Here is an 18,322-nt window from a genome sequence, read left to right as displayed (position 1 = left end):
GGGAGGGTGGGGGTATTAATGACAAAAACAATGCTGAAGCTTGCGCTTCGCCCAATATCAGGAATTCAACTCCATCCCCACATGCGGGATCCCATCTTCGTCATAAATTTCGGTATACGCCACAAACCCCAGCCTGCCGTAGAATCCCTGCAAATGCGCCTGTGCGGAAATCGCGACGCGCGCACCCGGCCAGTGTTTCTGGCAGGCAGCCAGTGCCTGTTCCATCAGCTGATAACCCAGTTTCAGGCCGCGTGCAGAGGGCGCGACAATCACCCGTCCGATTGCCACGTCATCTTCAAAACGCAGAATACGCGCGTAGGCAGCAATCTTGCCATCCAGCCAGGCGACGATATGACGGTTTTCGCCGGTCAGATCCTGTCCGTCGATATCCTGATAAACACAGGTTTGTTCCACCACAAATACTTCACTTCGCAGTGCAAGAATGGCGTAAAGCTGCGCCGCGTTCAGTTCACTGTGATGATAATCCTGCCAGTGAAGCGATGATGATTCCGTCATGAGTGAATGCCCTGCCTGTTTTCTGAAAGCCAAAAAAAAGAGATATTCCTGAGAATATCTCTTTTTAACACAGATTTTACAGCCAATTTATCAGGCAGATTTCTTCAGCGGCTGCGTGCGAACCGGTGCGTCGCCCGCGGTGTAATACGCCGCCGTACTGCGCGGTAATGGCTGGCGGCCACGGATTTTATCGGCAATTTTTTCGGCGATCATAATAGTTGTCGCATTCAGGTTACCGGTAATGATCTGCGGCATGATGGAGGCATCAACCACGCGCAGCCCTTCCATACCGTGAACCCGCCCTTCTCCGTCTACCACCGCCATCTCATCCGTGCCCATTTTACAGGTGCATGACGGATGGAAAGCCGTTTCCGCATGTTCACGGATAAACGCATCCAGCTCTTCGTCAGTCTGTACGTTTTCACCCGGGCTGATTTCACGACCACGGTAAGGATCCAGCGCTGGCTGATTCATGATTTCACGCGTGATGCGGATGGCGTCACGGAACTCCTGCCAGTCCTGCTCCGTCGCCATGTAATTAAACAGAATGCTCGGATGCTGGCGCGGATCTTTCGATTTCACCTGAACGCGGCCACGGCTGGGTGAACGCATTGAACCGACATGCGCCTGGAAACCGTGCTCTTTTACCGCATTACTGCCGTTGTAATTAATCGCCACCGGCAGGAAGTGATACTGAATATTCGGCCAGGCAAATTCTTCACGGCTGCGGATAAAACCGCCCGCTTCAAACTGATTGCTGGCACCCACGCCGGTGCCTTTAAACAGCCACTCGGCACCAATCGCTGGCTGGTTGTGCATCTGCAATGCCGGATACAACGAGACCGGCTGCGTACAACTGTATTGCAGGTACATTTCCAGATGATCCTGCAGGTTCTCCCCGACGCCCGGCAAGTCATGCACCAGCGGGATATCCAGACGGTTCAGCAGTTCAGCCGCACCGACACCGGAACGTTGCAGAATTTGCGGAGAGGCAATCGCGCCGCTGCACAGCAACACTTCGCGTTTCGCCTTCGCCGTTTTGGCGTTGTATTCATCACCGTGGAAATAGCTGACACCCACCGCGCGCTTGCCATCGAACAGGATCCTGTCGGTCAGGGCATGCGTCACAATGGTCAGATTGGCGCGCGGTTTGGCCTGATCCAGATACCCGCGGGCAGTGCTCGCACGACGCCCCTTCGGCGTCACGGTTCTGTCCATCGGGCCAAAACCTTCCTGTTTGAACCCATTCAGGTCATCCGTGCGCGAATACCCCGCCTGCACACCGGCTTCAATCATCGCGCCGAACAGCGGATTATTGCCGTTTTTAGGCGTCGCCACGCTCACCGGCCCTTCGCCGCCGTGGAAGTCATTCGGGCCGATGTCGCGGGTTTCTGCTTTACGGAAATAAGGCAGGCAGTCCAGATAACTCCAGTCTTCCAGACCCGGTGCTTTCGCCCAGTTATCGAAATCCATCGCATTACCGCGGATGTAACACATGCCGTTAATCAGCGACGAGCCTCCCAGCCCTTTACCGCGCCCGCACTCCATGCGGCGGTTATTCATATGCGGCTCCGGGTCGGTTTCGTACGCCCAGTTGTAACGACGACCCTGTAACGGAAATGCCAGCGCCGCAGGCATCTGCGTGCGAAAATCCAGACGATAATCCGGGCCACCGGCTTCGAGCAGCAACACGCTGACACTGCTGTCTTCAGTCAGACGGGTGGCGAGTACGTTGCCGGCAGAACCGGCCCCGATAATGATGTAATCGTAATCCATTGAATCTCCTCTGTTGCAGCGGATCAAAATACTGAGCTGAATTCGCCCAGTTCGACCTGCACGGATTTGATTTGGGTGTAATGCTCAAGTGTGGTGATGCCGTTTTCGCGCCCGACACCGGAATGTTTGTAACCGCCGACCGGCATTTCTGCGGCAGATTCGCCCCAGGTGTTGATCCAGCAAATCCCGGCTTCGAGTTTGTGGATCACGCGGTGGGCGCGGTTGAGATCCTGCGTCACCAGTCCGGCGGCCAGACCATATTCAGTATCATTGGCGCGGCGGATCACTTCTTCTTCGCTTTCATAAGTCAGAATGCTCATCACCGGTCCGAAGATTTCTTCACGGACGATCAGCATGTCATCACGCAGTCGGTAAATACCGTCGGGGCGACGTAAGCGCCTTTGGCGAATTCACCGGAAGTCATACGTTCGCCACCGGTCAGCAAGGTCGCGCCTTCACGTTTGCCGCTTTCGATGTAACGCAGCACGGATTCCATGTGCGCGAAGCTGACCAGCGGGCCGAAGTTGACATTTTCATCTGTCGGATCGCCTGAGCGAATGCGTTTCACCCGTTCCAGCACTTTGGCTTCGAACGCTTTATGCAATGCTTTGGGGATAAACACCCGGGTGCCGTTGGTGCACACCTGTCCGGCGCTGTAGAAATTCGCCATCATCGCGATGTCGGCGGCTTTATCAAGATCGGCATCATCAAAAATAATCAATGGCGATTTACCGCCCAGTTCCATAGTGACTTCTTTCAGCGTCGAGGCCGAGGCGCTGGCCATAACTTTCTTGCCAGTTTTGATACCGCCAGTGAAGGAGACTTTGGCGATATCCGGATGATCGGTTAACGCCTGACCGACGCTGGCCGCGCCCGTCACCACGCTGAAAACGCCGTCCGGCACACCGGCTTGGGTGTAGATTTCTGCCAGTTTCAGGGCAGTCAGCGACGTGTTTTCACTCGGTTTGAACACCATCGCATTACCGGCCGCCAGCGCAGGAGCAGATTTCCACAAGGCAATCTGAATCGGATAGTTCCACGCGCCGATACCGGCGACCACACCCAGCGGCTCGCGGCGGGTATAAACGAAAGAAGAATCACGCAGCGGAATTTGCTGGCCTTCAATCGCCGGGATTAACCCGGCGTAGTACTCCAGCACATCCGCGCCGGTGACGATATCCACGGCCAGCGTTTCAGACAGCGGTTTACCGGTGTCTGCCGTTTCAATAGCGGCCAGTTCGTCGTTGCGCTCACGCAGAATATCCACCGCGCGGCGCAGAATACGGGCGCGGCTCATGGCGGTCATCGCGGCCCAGACTTTCTGGCCTTTCTGCGCGGATTTCACCGCCAGATCGACATCTGCATGTGTGGCGGATTGCACCGTGGCAATCACTTCGCCGTTGGCCGGATTAACGGCGTCGAAGGTTTCATCACCGGTGCTGTCCTGAAAACGCCCGTTGATATAAAGTTTTTGCTTGCCGTAGCGGGACATACATCTCTCCTCGGTCTGTGCGGTCTGAAAATTTTCTGCGCCGTTTACTGCCCGACAACGCGCGGTGCGAACTGCGATTCAATATGGCGATGTGTTATCTGCATCGCCTCGGCGCGGTTAAACGCTTTACCGCTGAGTGCGCCGCGCAGCCACAGGCCATCAATCAATGCCGCCGTGCTTTGCGCTGCGAGACGCGCCTCGTTTTTAGGCAGAAAACGTCTGAATTCAGAACATAAATTGGAATAGAGCCGGCGGCTGTTAACCTGTTGCAGCCGGTACAACTGCGGGTGATGCATGCTGCTCGCCCAGAAGGCCAGCCAGGTTTTCATCGCCGCGCTGTTAGTCTGACTGTCGTCAAAATTGGCTTCTGCAATCGCATGCAGCCGCGCCGTCGGTGCGGTATCCGTCATCTGTGATAAGCGCAACCGCACACCTTCTCCCAGATGACTGAGCAAATAACGCATAGTGGCTTCCAGCAGCCCGTTCTTGTCACGAAAGTAGTGACTGATGATGCCGTTGGAGACGCCAGCGCGGCGGGCAATTTGCGAAATCGAAGCATCGTGCATACCGACTTCGTTCACCGCAGCCAGCGTTGCCTCAATTAATTGCTGCCGTCTGATGGGCTGCATTCCTACTTTGGGCATGGTTCCGGCTCCTGAAAATGAGCGGGTTGCAATGCGCTTAAAAAACCCTTTTTACGCTCCCGCTCAGCCTTGTTAAAACGCTCTCACTCCTCCTATTTAACTTTTTTTTGATTGAACGTTCAATTAAAAATGCATATATTTTATTACCAATACGTTAGTAATTTGTATGAATTTTGAGATTTAAATGAATCCAATTTATTGAAAAATAGCGATTAATTGACATAACAGGGGAAAAGATGGCGATTGCCGATACGACAGAGAGAAAAAGCGAAAAACCTCGCGACCAGCTGAACAAGGTTGTGTTCTTCACCTCCGCCGGGCTGATTTTAGCCTTCACATTAATGACCATTTTCTTCACCGATTTATCAGGAAAATGGATCAGCCTGACCCTTAACTGGGTGTCCGCCACCTTCGGCTGGTATTACATGCTGGCGGCTACGCTGTACATCGTGTTTGTAGTGTTCATAGCCTGTTCACGTTTTGGTTCGATCAAACTGGGCCCTGAACAATCCAAACCCGAATTCAGCATGATGAGCTGGGCTGCAATGCTGTTTGCTGCCGGGATCGGCATCGACCTGATGTTCTTCTCGGTCGCCGAACCGGTGACACAATACATGTTGCCACCGGAAGGCAACGGGCAAACGCTGGAAGCCGCGCGGCAGGCCATGACCTGGACGCTGTTCCACTACGGCCTGACCGGCTGGGCGATGTACGCGCTGATGGGCATTGCACTGGGCTATTTCAGCTACCGCTATAACCTGCCGCTGACCATCCGTTCGGCGCTGTACCCGATTTTTGGTAAGCGCATTAACGGCCCGATCGGTCATAGCGTGGATATCGCTGCCGTGGTCGGGACTATTTTTGGTATCGCCACCACGCTCGGCATTGGTGTGGTGCAGCTTAACTACGGCCTGAAAGTGCTGTTCCATATTCCGGAAAACCTGACCGTTCAGGCCGCGCTGATCCTGCTTTCTGTGATTATGGCGACGGTGTCGGTGACCTCCGGCGTTAATAAAGGTATCCGTATTCTGTCGGAACTCAACGTGCTGCTGGCGCTGGGGCTGATTCTGTTCCTGCTGTTCTTCGGCAATACCGAATTCCTGCTCAATGCGCTGGTGCTCAATATTGGCGATTACATCAATCGCTTTATGGGCATGACGCTTAATACCTTTGCTTTTGACCGTCCGACCGAATGGATGAACAGCTGGACCCTGTTCTTCTGGGCGTGGTGGGTAGCGTGGTCGCCGTTTGTCGGCCTGTTCCTGGCGCGTATCTCACGCGGTCGTACCATCCGTCAGTTCGTGTTCGGCACCCTGATTATTCCGTTCGTCTTCACCCTGCTGTGGCTGTCAATTTTCGGTAACAGTGCGCTGTACCAGATCCTGCATGGCAATCTGGATTTCGCCAACGAGGTGATCTCACACCCTGAACGCGGCGTTTACAGCCTGCTGGCACAGTATCCCGGCTTTACGCTGAGCGCGTCCGTCGCGACGATTACCGGCCTGCTGTTTTATGTCACCTCGGCGGATTCCGGCTCGCTGGTGTTGGGTAACTTCACCTCAAAACTGGCAGACATTAACAACGATGCGCCAAACTGGCTGCGGATTTTCTGGTCGGTCACCATCGGCGTACTGACACTGGGTATGCTGATGACCGACGGCGTTTCTGCACTGCAAAACACCACGGTAATTATGGGTCTGCCGTTCAGCTTTGTGATTTTCTTCATCATGGCCGGATTGTATAAATCACTGCGTCTGGAAGATTACCGCCGCGCCAGCACCCAGCAGACTCTGGCTCCGCTGCCTGCTACCAGCGACGCGGCGCTGAACTGGAAACAGCGTCTGTCGCGGGTCATGAATTATCCGGGCACACGCCACACCCAGAAAATGATGGACACTGTTTGCCGCCCTGCGATGCAGGAAGTGGCCCAGGAACTGGAACTACGCGGGGCAAAAGTGACCTTTAACGAGCACTCGCCACAGGAAGACGAGAAAATCGGGCCGCTGGAATTGCAGGTCGCGTTGGGCGAAGAGCAAAACTTTGTCTATCAGATCTGGCCGGTACGTTATGCGGTTCCTGCCTTTACCTATCGCGCACGCGCCGGTAAATCGCATTATTACCGTCTGGAAACCTTCCTTCTTGAAGGGACTCAGGGTAATGACCTGATGGACTTCACCAAACATCAGGTGATCAATGACATTCTGGATCAATACGAACGTCATCTGAACTTCCTGCATATCAACCGTGAAGCGCCGGGCAACACCCTCACCTTCCCCGAACAGCCAGTCTGATACGTGCCCACAAAAAACCCGCGCCATGCGGGTTTTTTTATAGGCTTTCCCCTCTCAGCGAAGAAACGGCAGCACTTTCTCCAGCAATAATTCCGGTTGTTCTTCAGCAAGATAATGCCCGCACGGCAACGCCTCGCCCTGAACGTCTTCCGCCACCTTTGCCCATTCCTCCAGCGGCGTAAAACAGGTGCCGACAATGCCCTTTTCGCCCCACAGGATCAACAGCGGACACCGCACTTTGCGAGATGCATTCACGTCAGTCTGATCGTGTTGCAGGTCAACAGCAGCGGAAGCCCGGTAATCCTCGCAAATCCCGCGCGCCGTTCCATCAAGTTGCAGACAACGCAAATAATCTGCGTAAGCTTCGTCGGTGAAAGGTTGCATACCGGCGCTGCGGCTGCCCATTACGCTGCGCAGGTAAAGATCAGGATCAGCCTTGATCAGTGTTTCCGGTAGCGGTGCCGGGCGGATGAGGAAAAACCAGTGCCAGTAAGCGCGCGCAAAAGCTTCACTGGTTTGCTGATACATGGAAAGCGTCGGCGCAATGTCCATCAGCACCATCCGTTTCACTGCCTGCGGGTGATCAAGCGCCAGCCGGTGCGCCACGCGGGCACCCCGGTCATGCGCGATCACACTGAACTGGCTGAAACCGAGCGCAGCCATCAGTTCGAGCTGATCCTGCGCCATTTCGCGCTTGCTGTACCGCAGGTGATCCGCGTCCGGCTCGGGTTTACCGCTGTCACCGTAACCGCGTAAATCGGCAAGCACCACGGTGAACTGAGAAGTGAGGTAGGGTGCGACTTTATGCCAGATCGCCTGCGTCTGCGGGTGTCCGTGCAGCAATAACAGCGGTTCGCCCTGTCCGGCAATCCGGTAAGCAATGTCCGTTCCGCTGACCACCATCCGGCCTTGGGTAAAATGTTCAAACATGGGTTTTCTCCTTTTTTACCCATCTTAGTCGCTCGCCGGTTGGCAACAAGGCCACAAGTGAAGATCGCTGATTCACGATCTGTGTTTTGACTCATCACACTCAGGCCGTTGCCCGATAAGCGTGAAGTTGCGACGCTGGCATTATCCGTTACGTTTATCAGGGCAATGAAATGAAGCCAAAAACGCTGTATGAAAAACACATCGACAGCCACAGCGTTCGTACGCTGGATGACAAGGGCCACGTGTTGCTTTACATCGACCGGCAGGTGATTAACGAGTACACCAGCCCGCAGGCGTTTAGCGGTTTGCGTGAAGCCAGCCGTCGCGTATGGCGGCCGGAAACCTCACTGGCGGTAGTCGATCACGTCAACCCGACGGCACCGCTACGCATCCGTCAGATGCCGGATGCCGGTGGCGCGCGTCAGGTGTCATATCTGGCTGAGAACTGCGCCGAATTTGGCATTGAGTTGTTCGATATTCTCGATAAACGTCAGGGGATCGAACATGTTGTTGCACCGGAACAGGGCTTTATCCTGCCCGGTATGGTCATTGCCGCCGGAGACAGCCACACCACCACATACGGCGCATTAGGGGCGTTTGGTTTTGGTATCGGCACCTCGGAAATTGAACATCTTCTGGCGACGCAAACACTGGTGTATAAGCGCCTGAAAACCATGCGGGTTACCGTCACTGGCACACTGGCGACGGGTATCACGGCCAAAGACCTGGTGATGGCGCTGGTGGCAAAAATCGGGGCGGCGGGCGCGACCGGTTATGCCATCGAATTCTGCGGACCGGGTATCGACATGCTGAGCGTTGAAGGTCGTATGACCATTTGTAATATGGCCGTGGAAGCCGGTGCGCGTGGCGCGTTCATGGCACCCGACGATAAAGTGTTTGCCTATCTGCAAGACAAACCACGCGCGCCAAAAGGCCAGCAGTGGCGGGATGCCGTGGAGGTCTGGCGCGAATTACGCAGTGATCCGGATGCCGTTTTTGATCGTGAAGTGACACTGTGTGCGGAAGAGATCGCGCCGATGGTCAGCTGGGGGACCAGCCCCGATCAGGCACTGGCGATAAACGGTCAGGTGCCTGATCCGCAAGCCGAACCGGATGCCTCACGCCGCCAGGATCTGCAACGTGCACTCCGCTATATGGGATTGCGTGCCGGTCAGTCGCTTAACAGCATTCCTGTCAGTCACGCGTTTATCGGCTCCTGCACCAACGCGCGTATTGAAGATTTACGGGCAGCAGCAGACGTCGTGCGCGGTAAAAGCGTCGCCACCACGGTGCGGGCGATAATTGTTCCGGGGTCCAGTCAGGTTCGGGCACAGGCTGAGCAGGAAGGTCTGGCGGAGATATTTATCCAGGCCGGTTTCGAATGGCGACAATCGGGTTGCTCAATGTGTCTGGCAATGAACGACGACGTGCTGTCGCCCGGCGACCGCTGTGCATCCAGCACCAACCGTAATTTTGAAGGCCGTCAGGGTGCGGGCGCACGCACTCATCTGATGAGCCCGGCGATGGTTGCGGCAGCGGCTATCTGCGGCCATCTGACTGATGTCCGTGACCTGTAAGGAGTCATCATGGAAGCATTTACTACACTGACCGGTATTGCCGCGCCGTTGCCTGCGGCGAATGTGGACACCGATGTGATCATGCCAAAACAGTTTCTCAAAGGCATCGACCGCAACGGATTAGATCGCGGGGTGTTTTTCGATCTGCGTTTTCTGGCGGACGGCTCGCCCGATCCGGCGTTTATCCTCAATCAGCCCGAATGGCAGGGGACGAAATTCCTGCTGGTCGGCCCGAATTTTGGCTGCGGTTCCAGCCGTGAACATGCGGTATGGGGGCTGAAACAGCTCGGTATCCGGGCGCTGATCGGCACCACGTTCGCGGGAATTTTCTTCGATAACTGTCAGCGCAACGGCGTGCTTACAGTGCAACTGGATCCCGCGCAGTGGTTGCAAATGGCGCAGAAGGTGATCCATGGCGATAAAAATGAAATGACTGTCGATTTATCCGCGCAAAAAATTATCCTGCAAAATGGTGAACGGATTGATTTTGCTATCGATGAACTGAGTAAGATTGCGCTACTTAACGGGCTGGATGCCATCGGTACAACACTGCAATTTCGCGATGAAATCAGTCAGTTTCAGCAGGCGCATTTGCAGCGCAATCCGTGGCTGGCGTAATAAGCGTCAGCCCGGTAACTGGCTGAATCGCTGTTGCAGAAACTCAACACAGACCCGCAATTTTGCCGAATCCGCCAGCCGCGTGGGATAAACTGCCCAGACGCTGGCGGGTTGGGAATATTGCGGCAGCACCCGCACCAGTTCACCACGGGAAAGATAAGGCTGAACATCCCACTGTGAACGCAAAATGATGCCATGGTGTTTCAGCGCCCACTGTAATACCACTTCGCCACTGTTCGATGAGAGCGCCCCTTTCACCCTGACGCGGTGTTCCTTGCCTTCTCCCGTAAGCGACCAGATGCCAAAAGGATTGTCGCGCTCTTTGATCACCAGACACTGATGCTGCGCCAGCGCTTGCGGTGAGTCAGGCGTGCCGTGAGCAGCCAGATATTCCTTTGATGCGCAGAGGATCCGCTGGTGCTGCGCCAGTTTTTTGCCGATGTACTGCTCAGGTACGTCATCGCCGACCAGAATTTCCAGATCAATACCTTCCGCGACCAAATCCACCACGCGGTCGAAAAGATCAAGGCGCAGATTGAGTTGCGGATAACGTGCCGCCAGTTCCGCTATCGCCGGAGCCACATGGCAACGTCCGAAACCAAACGAGCTGCAAATATGCACGTTGCCACGCGCTTCACTGCGCGAATCTGACAGGTCACCGATGAACTGATCAAAGGTATCGAGAATTTGTAACGCCCATCGCTGCGTGCGCTCGCCGTCTTCTGTCAGCCGCACCCCCTTTGTTGACCTGTGCAGCAAACGACAGTTGAGCGACTCTTCGAGGATCTGAATACGCTTGCTGACATACGCCGGTGACTGCCCCAGTTCGATAGCGGCAGCGGCAAAACTTTGCTTATTCACTACCGCCAGGAAGACCTGTAAGTCTTCAGCCAGCGGCAAACGCTCACGTTCACTGCTCATGATTAACGTCCGTAAACCGGCTGGTTAAGCTTGTCAGCCTTGTGCACATCACTGCTTTTCACCCCGACACCGGACAGTTTTTCTTCCGCTTCCTCAATGTCTTCATTGTCGATTTCCAATGATTCCTGATCGATACCCTGAGAAGGCGTCAGCGCCAGTTCCACCAGGATCGGGAAGTGATCTGAACCCATAAAATCAAGACGTTTCAGATCAATCAGGGTGAAATCTTTGCTGTGGAAAACGTGATCCAGCGGCCAGCGCAGGAACGGATAACTGGCATGGAAGGTGTTGTACATGCCACGACCGCGGCGAGGATCCAGCAGGCCGCTGATTTTCATGAACAGCCGCGTGGTACGCGACCATGCCACGTCATTCAGGTCGCCGGTGACAATGGTCGGGTAACGCGCTTTCGCGGCCGTGTGTCCGACAGCAACCAGTTCCCCGTCACGGCGGGTGGATTCATCCGCTTCTGTCGGGCTGGGCGGCATCGGGTGCAGACAGTGCAAAATCACCTGCTCGCCGGACGGCAGTTCAGCGCGAAAATGCATAGAAGGAATATCATCAGCCACCAGATACTGAATCTTCGCCGCCTGCATCGGCAGGCGCGAATACACATGCATACCGTACAGATTTTCCAGCGGACAGCGCAGGCTGTGCGGATAATCGGCATCCAGTTCTGCCATCTGATCTTCCCACCACTGATCGGTTTCCAGCAGCACCAGAATATCCGGTTGATAATGCCTGACCTGCGCGAGTAATTTTTCCGGCTCACGGTTAGTGGTCAGCACATTGCTGTTCATGATCTTGATGCGCGAATGACCGTTGGGCACCGTTTTCTTCACCTGTACCGGATACAGGCGGGTATAAGGCAAAATCCACCAACTCTGATACGCCATGCAGGCAACGGTCAGGATGATCACCGTGGTGGTGATCGCATCACCGAACGGCATGATCGCCAGTTCAGTCAGCAGAAAAAACAGGCACAGCGAGGCCATCTGTAAACGCGGAAAATCCCAGATACGCACCCACCAGCGCTGATTGCGCGACACAGGAAGAAGCGTCAGCAGGGTCATAATGACCGTCAGTACGCAAATGGTTATTCGTAATGCTTGCATCGGTTATCGGCCCTGATAAAAAAGCAAAAATAATACCCTCAATATGACGGGTATTTTGTTGTTAACCGATTGTGACTGAAAAAGAGGGATATGTCGCCGCCTTCTCCCATCATCAGAAAAAGGCGGCAGATTCAGCAAAGATTATTTTGTGGCGGCGGCCTGATCAGGCACATGGCACCAGTTGTGCTGCTCGACAATCCCGCCATTTGGCGAGGTATAACCGATACAGCCCAGAATGGTGTCATACAGTTTTTCATGGAACGCCGGTTTCTTCTCGGCAGCCATTTTTTGCAGTTGTTGGAAACTGGCCTTGTTCTGATCGTTCGACAGGAATTTGTCCGACGCCCAGACCATGATCGGCACCGTACGTTGCTCGGCTGGCGCATGATCACGCGGTGTACCGTGGAAATGCATGCTTTTCGAAATCGACTCGCCGTGATCGGAGGCGTAGAACACGATCGCATTCTTATCGCGTAACTGGTCAAAGACCTGCGACAGGAAGTAATCGGTATACAGCAGTGAATTATCGTAAGCGTTAATCATTTCCCCGGTGGAACAGGAATCATCGATGCCCATACATTCCGGCTTATATTTAGCGAAAGAACGCGGATAACGGTCGGAATACAGATAATGAGAACCCTTGGTATGCAGGATAATCAGATGCTTACCTTTAGGATGGTTATTCATCGAGTCTTTCATTTCATCGATGAGCAGCATGTCATCCACCGGCTTACCGGCGTTGCGCTTTTCGGACGCGATGTTTTCACGCAGCGAATAATCATCCGCACGGGTTTTGTTATAGAACCAGGCTTCACTCTGCATGGAATATAACTCTGAACTCCAGCCATTACTTTTCAGCACGGAAAAGACGTTCATTTCTTTCAGCGTACGCTGTGGCTCTTCAGATGCCCCGCCTTCGCGGACAAACATACAGCGCAAGGAAAGCTTGGTGGCGGTATCACAGGAATAGCCCTGCAAGGCGACCAAATTTTTCTCTTTGTCGAGATTTGGCGTGTTGTCACGGTCGTAGCCGTACAGCCCCATATGGTCGCGGCGGGCGCTCTCGCCGATCACAAACACCACGTACATATCTTTGGCATCTGCCGGTGCGGTATACGTGAAATGTTTAGCCGGATCGTACAGATTTTTGGTGTCTTCCGCCTGGCTGTAACTGCTGTAAGTATACAAACCCAGCGCCGAAAGCCAGTTAGACGGTGAATACGTGCCGGCAACCACACCGCCATAACTCGCCATCATGCGGTTGTTTACGATGTCGTGGCGATCCTGCACTTTGCCCATCAGTTGCAGCGGCATGTAACAAAGCAGGCCGGAGGCCGCGAGCAGCAGGGTTCTGACCGCCAGTTTTTTAAACGTCGTTTGTTTGAGAGCCGCGCCCGGCATTTTGCTCAGCCACAGCAACAGTACCGGCAACAAACTCACCAGCACGGTCCAGGCGATGAAATGTGTTCCGATAGATTCTTTCGACAAATCAATGGAATCAGACGCCAGCGCTGCCGCTAAAATTCCGTAACCGATATCAACGTTAAACAGAATCATGTAGTAACTGGCGGCGGCAGAGGAAATCACGATAGCGGTCATCAGGACACGGAAAACGGTTTTTCCGGTATACGACAGCAACATACAAAGGAAATAGACCAGGGCAAAACAGGCAACCATTTCGACAGCAATCGACAAGGCATTGTCATAATGCAGTTGCTGATAACGACGGATGAAAATCGGAAGGTTTAGCAGAAGCCCCAGGTAAAGTGCAACGAACAAAGAAATGCTCTGTTGCGAAAGTGTACGAATTTTATGCATTGGCAATAACTGGCTCTTTTGTGAGTCTGGCTGCGTTGTACTAACCGCTCATACCGGAGGTTGGAACCCACTCCTTAGGACATATAGACTCCGGGCTGAGCATTTTCGTTCAAACTGAATGGTGACTTCCAATGTGATAATGTAACAAAATTAACGAATCCTTTTTATTTCAATTACATGAAAAAGATATATTCCGGCTTTTTTTACGCAATTTTTCCCTTTCATTGAGAAACTATTGAGAAAGCTTGCGGTCGGATACGGGAAAATAAAGGGTAAAACACGTTTCTCCCTGTGCGGAACTGGTTACGCTGACACTTCCCTGATGCAGGGCCATAATGGCCTGAACAATCGACAATCCAAGGCCGCTGGAACTGCCACCTTCGCTACGTGAAGCATCCGCGCGATAGAAGCGGTCGAAAAGTTTTCCGAGTTTTTCCGGCGGAACAGGCTCACCCTGACTGATCACCCGGATATTCATGCCTTTTGCATGGGGTTCGGCGCGCAGCACGATGGCACTTCCCTCGCGGCCATAACGCACCGCATTAGCGACCAGATTACTCAGCGCACGTTGGAAAAGGATCGCATCCGCATGCAAGGTTCCCTCACCTTGCCCGTGAAGCGTCATTTCACGCTCTTCGGCCAGCCCTTCGAAATATTCCTGGATACGGGTAATTTCAGATGAAACATCAATACTGGTGATGGTCAGAACCGAGCGCGCATCGGAAGCGCGCGCCAGGAACAGAATGTTTTCCACCATACGTGAAATGCGTTCCAGCTCTTCTATATTGTTCGCCAGCAGCGTTTCGTATTCTTCCACTGTCCGGGGCTGATATAACGCCACCTGACAATGCCCCATCAGCGCCCCCACCGGGGTGCGGATTTCATGCGCCAGATCGGCGGAAAATTGTGTCAGCCGCTGATACCCCTCGGCGAGCCGGTCCAGCATGTCATTGAAAGAATAAATTAATTGCTGCAATTCCTGCGGCGCATTTTCCGAAGACAAACGCGTAGACAGACTGCCCGGATGGATCTGCGCCGCTTCATACGCCATATTGCGCAGCGGCCGTAATCCGCGGCGGATCACCAGATAACCCAGTGCGGCAATCAGCAAATAAGCGAATAACACCGCGCCAATAATTTCCCAGCGGAAAGTCTGCAACAGACGCGACTCCTCGGTCATGAAATGCGCGCCGGTGATTTCAACTGTCCGCCCGTCCTGAATCTGTACCGCCGCACGGGCAAAGCGTACCGGCGTACCATCGGGGGCGGTGAGATGATGCACCGTATTCAGCGTCAGCGGCTGGCCGTCAGGCACCGCCGCTACCGGGGGCAATGCCAGCCGCGACGGATTGACGTTGATCAATAGCTTCTCACCGGACAGACGAAACGTCAGGATATCGCGCTCGTTGCCAAGCATATTTTCAAACAGGCCGGGATTACGGCTGAGTTGCGACAGCGGGAATTCGTTGGCAAGCAGATGACGGAAATACTGCACACGCCCGCTGACCTGGTAATCCGCGCGGCGTACCAGTTCTTTATCCATCGAGTAATAGAGGTAGAAACCGACGGCGCTGACCACCATCGAGGCGATCAGCGCGAAAAGTAAGGTGGCGCGAAGCGTCAGCGACATGGCGCGTTTCGGGAGGTGAGTCAATTGACGATCACTCATGTCGCACTTCGCACACGTAACCAATGCCACGCACGGTATGGATCAGTTTCACCTCAAAGCTGCGGTCAACCTTGGCACGCAGACGCTTAATGGCGACATCCACTACATTGGTATCACTGTCGAAATTCATATCCCAGACCTGCGAGGCGATCATGGTTCTCGACAGAACCTCACCCTCGCGGCGCATCAGCAACTGCAGCAACATGAATTCCTTATTGGTCAGTGCGATGGTCTGATCCTGACGGGTCACGCGGCGGCGCAGCACATCAAGATTCAGATCCGCCACCGAATACGCATCCGGCTCACGGGCGGCCGGGCGGCGCAGCAAGGTGCGGATACGCAACACCAGTTCGGTGAAGGAGAACGGTTTGATGAGATAGTCGTCAGCCCCCAGCTCCAGCCCGTGAATGCGATCCTGTACTTCATCGCGGGCGGTGAGAAACAGCACCGGCACGTCGCTCTTTTTGCGCAGGACTTCCATCACCTGCCAGCCGTTCAGCCCCGGCAGCATGACGTCGAGGATCACCGCGTCGTAACCCTCTTCCAGCGCCAGAAACAGGCCGTCGGCACCGTTGCGCGCCAGATCTACGCTGTAACCTGCTTCTGTCAGCCCTTTTTTCAGGTAATCGCCTGTACTGACATCGTCTTCAATCACCAGTATTCGCATTCAGGCCCTCAGCGCCGCATGACCATTCACCTAGAGAATGATTCACCCGAAAGTTTATCAGTTTCGTCAGACACCTTTGATGACAATTTTGTCATCAATTTGTCATCAGCCAATACCGGTTTATCGTCCACTCTTAAGAAAGTTATTCATCACTGGCAGGTTCAGTGATTCATCTAACAGAATGAAAAAACGCTGGAAAATGGAGAATTAATCATGAATGCACCAACACGTCTCGCTGGTCTGTTACTGGGTTCCCTGCTGATGTGCAGCGGGATGACATCGGCATTTGCCGCCGATAATGTGATTAAACCTACACGCGGAACCATTGACTCAGTTAATGACTCATCGGTACAAATCACCACACGTCAGGGCGAAAAACTCGACGTTAAGCTGACCGACCAGACCAAGATCAATGCCGTCACCAAAGGGCAGATCAGCGATATCAAAGCGGACAGCTTCATCGGGACGGCCGCCGTTCCGCAGGCTAATGGCACGCTGAAAGCACTGGAAGTGCACGTATTCGCCCCCAGCCTGCGCGGCAGCGGTGAAGGCTTCAATCCGTTTGAATCCGCCGATGGCAAAATCAATACCATGACCAACGGCACCGTCGGCAAGCTGGTGAACAGCAATGGCCGCACCCTGACCGTGAAATATCATGATGCCGAGAAAACTGTCATTGTGCCTGATGATGTACCGGTTGTACTGCTGGCGCCGGGCGACCGCAGCCTGCTGAAACCGGGCACTAAAATCGTATTGTTTGCCATGAAAGATGACAAAGGTGCGCTGGTTGCCCGTGGTATTGCTGCCGGTAAAGACGGCATCGCGCCACCGATGTAATCCGGCCGAACAACAGGAGATTAAGCGTGAAACCTCAGCTCTCATCACCCCGGAAGCGCCGGATTCATTCCTGGCCGGTTCGCATTTGTCATTGGATCAATCTGCTGGCAATGATCGGCATGGTGATGAGCGGCTGGGGGATTTATAACGCCGACCCGCTTTTCGCTTTCACTTTCCCGCAGAACACCACCCTCGGCGGCTGGCTGGGTGGCAATATTGCCTGGCATCTGGCGGTAATGTGGCTGCTGGCGGGCAATGCCCTGTTCTATCTGCTGTGGGGGATTTTCAGCGGTCATTTCAGACGCGACTTTTTCCCCTTTTCGCCCCGTACGGTCTGGCGCGATAGCGTTCGCGCACTGACATTCAAACTCCCGCACAAGCTGGGTCAGTACAACGCGGTGCAAAAACTGATGTACAGCGGTGTTCTGTTGCTGGGCGCGCTGCTGGTGCTGTCGGGTTTGTCGATCTGGAAACCCGCGCAGTTCAGCGGTCTGGTCTGGTTGTTTGGCGGTTTTGATATCGCCCGTTATGTGCATTTCTTTGCGATGAGCGGCGTACTGCTGTTCGTCATTATTCACGTACTGATGGTTCTGCTGGTGCCGAAAACCTTCGTGGCGATGCTGACCGGCGGCAAAAAAATTAGCACGGAGGACCGAGCCGATGAGTGATAAAACACAGCGGCCAAAAATTATTCTTGAACCCGATCAGCGCAAGCAACTGGTTAATATTCAACGCCGTATGTTATTGCGCTCTGGCCTTACGCTGGGCGCGGTTTCGATGCTTACCGGCTGTAATCTGCAGGACGGCGATCAGGTCGATAAAGTGCTGTGGGCGATGTCCCGCTGGAACGACCGGGTACAAAGCTGGCTGTTCAGCGGCCAGAAACTGGCGCAAACCTATCGCGCCGATCAAATCACCACACCGTTTCGTTTCAATGCGTATTACCCCGAATACAACGTGCCGGAAATCGACATCCCCAATTACCGGCTGGAAGTCTCCGGTTTGGTGCAAAAGAAAGCGCCGTGGACACTGGAACAATTGCAGCGCCTGCCGCAGGAAAGCCAGATCACCCGGCTGATATGCATTGAGGGCTGGAGCGCCATCGGCCAGTGGAAAGGCGTACCGCTGAAAACGTTTCTGCAACACGTCGGCGCGGATCTGACAGCCAAATATGTCGGATTCAAATGTGACGACCGCTATTATTCCAGTATTGATATGGCGACGGCACTGCATCCGCAAACCATTCTGGCTCTGGATTTTGGCGGCAAACCCTTACCCCCCGATTTTGGTTACCCGTTACGCCTGCGGATGCCAACCAAACTCGGCTTTAAAAACGCCAAACATATTGGCGCGATTTTCGTCACCAATGAATATCCCGGCGGCTACTGGGAAGATCAGGGTTATAACTGGTTCAGCGGGATCTGACAGGCATAAAAAAACCGCTCAGCTGA

15 protein-coding genes and 1 pseudogene are annotated in these 18,322 nt (G+C 54.1%); 6 read left to right on the top strand and 10 right to left on the bottom strand.

Going from position 1 to position 18,322, the window contains the following annotated elements; translation table 11 throughout:
• Positions 1–57: 57 nt before the first annotated feature.
• From UC14_RS22940 to betI, 4 genes and pseudogenes are all read right to left on the bottom strand, one after another.
• Positions 58–516 (bottom strand): GNAT family N-acetyltransferase, encoded by a 459-nt coding sequence (locus UC14_RS22940; protein WP_013574718.1) that lies wholly within the window; start codon positions 514–516, stop codon positions 58–60.
• A gap of 90 nt (positions 517–606) precedes the next feature.
• Positions 607–2,292 (bottom strand): choline dehydrogenase, encoded by a 1,686-nt coding sequence (gene betA, locus UC14_RS22935; RefSeq protein ID WP_013574717.1) that lies wholly within the window; start codon positions 2,290–2,292, stop codon positions 607–609.
• Positions 2,293–2,315: 23 nt separating this feature from the next.
• Positions 2,316–3,784: pseudogene (gene betB, locus UC14_RS22930) on the bottom strand (betaine-aldehyde dehydrogenase).
• A gap of 44 nt (positions 3,785–3,828) precedes the next feature.
• Complete coding sequence (gene betI / locus UC14_RS22925) at positions 3,829–4,428, bottom strand: transcriptional regulator BetI (RefSeq protein WP_112198497.1); 600 nt, start codon at positions 4,426–4,428, stop codon at positions 3,829–3,831.
• 236 nt (positions 4,429–4,664) lie between these two features.
• Here betI and UC14_RS22920 point away from each other — a divergent pair, with 236 nt between their 5' ends.
• Positions 4,665–6,719 carry a choline transporter gene (locus UC14_RS22920; RefSeq protein WP_112198496.1) on the top strand — a complete coding sequence of 685 codons (2,055 nt, stop codon included), beginning with the start codon at positions 4,665–4,667 and terminating at the stop codon, positions 6,717–6,719.
• Between the two features lie 54 nt (positions 6,720–6,773).
• On the opposite strand, the gene UC14_RS22915 is transcribed toward UC14_RS22920, so the two are convergent.
• Complete coding sequence (locus tag UC14_RS22915; RefSeq protein ID WP_013574713.1) at positions 6,774–7,649, bottom strand: alpha/beta fold hydrolase; 876 nt, start codon at positions 7,647–7,649, stop codon at positions 6,774–6,776.
• 170 nt (positions 7,650–7,819) lie between these two features.
• On the opposite strand from UC14_RS22915, the gene leuC reads away from it, so the two are divergent.
• Positions 7,820–9,226 carry a 3-isopropylmalate dehydratase large subunit gene (gene leuC, locus UC14_RS22910; protein WP_112198495.1) on the top strand — a complete coding sequence of 469 codons (1,407 nt, stop codon included), beginning with the start codon at positions 7,820–7,822 and terminating at the stop codon, positions 9,224–9,226.
• A gap of 9 nt (positions 9,227–9,235) precedes the next feature.
• Positions 9,236–9,844 carry a 3-isopropylmalate dehydratase small subunit gene (gene leuD, locus UC14_RS22905; protein WP_112198494.1) on the top strand — a complete coding sequence of 203 codons (609 nt, stop codon included), beginning with the start codon at positions 9,236–9,238 and terminating at the stop codon, positions 9,842–9,844.
• A gap of 6 nt (positions 9,845–9,850) precedes the next feature.
• On the opposite strand, the gene UC14_RS22900 is transcribed toward leuD, so the two are convergent.
• The 5 genes from UC14_RS22900 to UC14_RS22880 all read right to left on the bottom strand — a co-directional run bounded on the left by UC14_RS22900 (position 9,851) and on the right by UC14_RS22880 (position 16,034).
• Positions 9,851–10,765, bottom strand: a complete 915-nt coding sequence (locus UC14_RS22900) for a LysR substrate-binding domain-containing protein (protein WP_013574710.1) — start codon at positions 10,763–10,765, stop codon at positions 9,851–9,853.
• 2 nt (positions 10,766–10,767) lie between these two features.
• On the bottom strand, positions 10,768–11,880 hold the full coding sequence (locus UC14_RS22895; RefSeq protein ID WP_112198493.1) for an endonuclease/exonuclease/phosphatase family protein: 1,113 nt from the start codon (positions 11,878–11,880) through the stop codon (positions 10,768–10,770).
• Between the two features lie 141 nt (positions 11,881–12,021).
• On the bottom strand, positions 12,022–13,698 hold the full coding sequence (gene eptB, locus UC14_RS22890; protein WP_112198492.1) for a kdo(2)-lipid A phosphoethanolamine 7''-transferase: 1,677 nt from the start codon (positions 13,696–13,698) through the stop codon (positions 12,022–12,024).
• Positions 13,699–13,930: 232 nt separating this feature from the next.
• Complete coding sequence (locus tag UC14_RS22885) at positions 13,931–15,367, bottom strand: heavy metal sensor histidine kinase (RefSeq protein ID WP_112198491.1); 1,437 nt, start codon at positions 15,365–15,367, stop codon at positions 13,931–13,933.
• Entirely contained in the window at positions 15,360–16,034 is a 675-nt protein-coding gene (locus tag UC14_RS22880) for a heavy metal response regulator transcription factor (protein WP_013574706.1), read from the bottom strand. Before UC14_RS22880 ends, UC14_RS22885 begins: the two co-directional genes overlap by 8 nt.
• Before the next feature lie 213 nt (positions 16,035–16,247).
• On the opposite strand from UC14_RS22880, the gene UC14_RS22875 reads away from it, so the two are divergent.
• Genes UC14_RS22875 through UC14_RS22865 form a run of 3 tightly spaced genes read left to right on the top strand, consistent with a single transcriptional unit; the run spans position 16,248 to position 18,296 of the window.
• Entirely contained in the window at positions 16,248–16,871 is a 624-nt protein-coding gene (locus UC14_RS22875; RefSeq protein ID WP_112198490.1) for a hypothetical protein, read from the top strand.
• A gap of 26 nt (positions 16,872–16,897) precedes the next feature.
• Entirely contained in the window at positions 16,898–17,539 is a 642-nt protein-coding gene (locus tag UC14_RS22870; RefSeq protein ID WP_112198489.1) for a cytochrome b/b6 domain-containing protein, read from the top strand.
• Positions 17,532–18,296 carry a molybdopterin-dependent oxidoreductase gene (locus tag UC14_RS22865; protein WP_013574703.1) on the top strand — a complete coding sequence of 255 codons (765 nt, stop codon included), beginning with the start codon at positions 17,532–17,534 and terminating at the stop codon, positions 18,294–18,296. The genes UC14_RS22870 and UC14_RS22865 overlap by 8 nt, the downstream gene beginning before the upstream one ends.
• Positions 18,297–18,322 lie beyond the last annotated feature (26 nt).

The organism is Rahnella sp. NRRL B-41462, from assembly GCF_003263525.1.
GTDB classification, from domain to species: domain Bacteria; phylum Pseudomonadota; class Gammaproteobacteria; order Enterobacterales; family Enterobacteriaceae; genus Rahnella; species Rahnella aceris.
Note: the sequence above shows the minus strand (reverse complement) of the source record. Positions and strands in the feature narration are given on the sequence as shown.

Coding starts and splice junctions, on each gene's coding strand:
- UC14_RS22940 (WP_013574718.1), bottom strand. CDS start 516: ATGACGGAATCATCATCGCTTCACTGGCAGGATTATCATCACAGTGAA.
- betA (WP_013574717.1), bottom strand. CDS start 2,292: ATGGATTACGATTACATCATTATCGGGGCCGGTTCTGCCGGCAACGTA.
- betI (WP_112198497.1), bottom strand. CDS start 4,428: ATGCCCAAAGTAGGAATGCAGCCCATCAGACGGCAGCAATTAATTGAG.
- UC14_RS22920 (WP_112198496.1), top strand. CDS start 4,665: ATGGCGATTGCCGATACGACAGAGAGAAAAAGCGAAAAACCTCGCGAC.
- UC14_RS22915 (WP_013574713.1), bottom strand. CDS start 7,649: ATGTTTGAACATTTTACCCAAGGCCGGATGGTGGTCAGCGGAACGGAC.
- leuC (WP_112198495.1), top strand. CDS start 7,820: ATGAAGCCAAAAACGCTGTATGAAAAACACATCGACAGCCACAGCGTT.
- leuD (WP_112198494.1), top strand. CDS start 9,236: ATGGAAGCATTTACTACACTGACCGGTATTGCCGCGCCGTTGCCTGCG.
- UC14_RS22900 (WP_013574710.1), bottom strand. CDS start 10,765: ATGAGCAGTGAACGTGAGCGTTTGCCGCTGGCTGAAGACTTACAGGTC.
- UC14_RS22895 (WP_112198493.1), bottom strand. CDS start 11,880: ATGCAAGCATTACGAATAACCATTTGCGTACTGACGGTCATTATGACC.
- eptB (WP_112198492.1), bottom strand. CDS start 13,698: ATGCATAAAATTCGTACACTTTCGCAACAGAGCATTTCTTTGTTCGTT.
- UC14_RS22885 (WP_112198491.1), bottom strand. CDS start 15,367: ATGAGTGATCGTCAATTGACTCACCTCCCGAAACGCGCCATGTCGCTG.
- UC14_RS22880 (WP_013574706.1), bottom strand. CDS start 16,034: ATGCGAATACTGGTGATTGAAGACGATGTCAGTACAGGCGATTACCTG.
- UC14_RS22875 (WP_112198490.1), top strand. CDS start 16,248: ATGAATGCACCAACACGTCTCGCTGGTCTGTTACTGGGTTCCCTGCTG.
- UC14_RS22865 (WP_013574703.1), top strand. CDS start 17,532: ATGAGTGATAAAACACAGCGGCCAAAAATTATTCTTGAACCCGATCAG.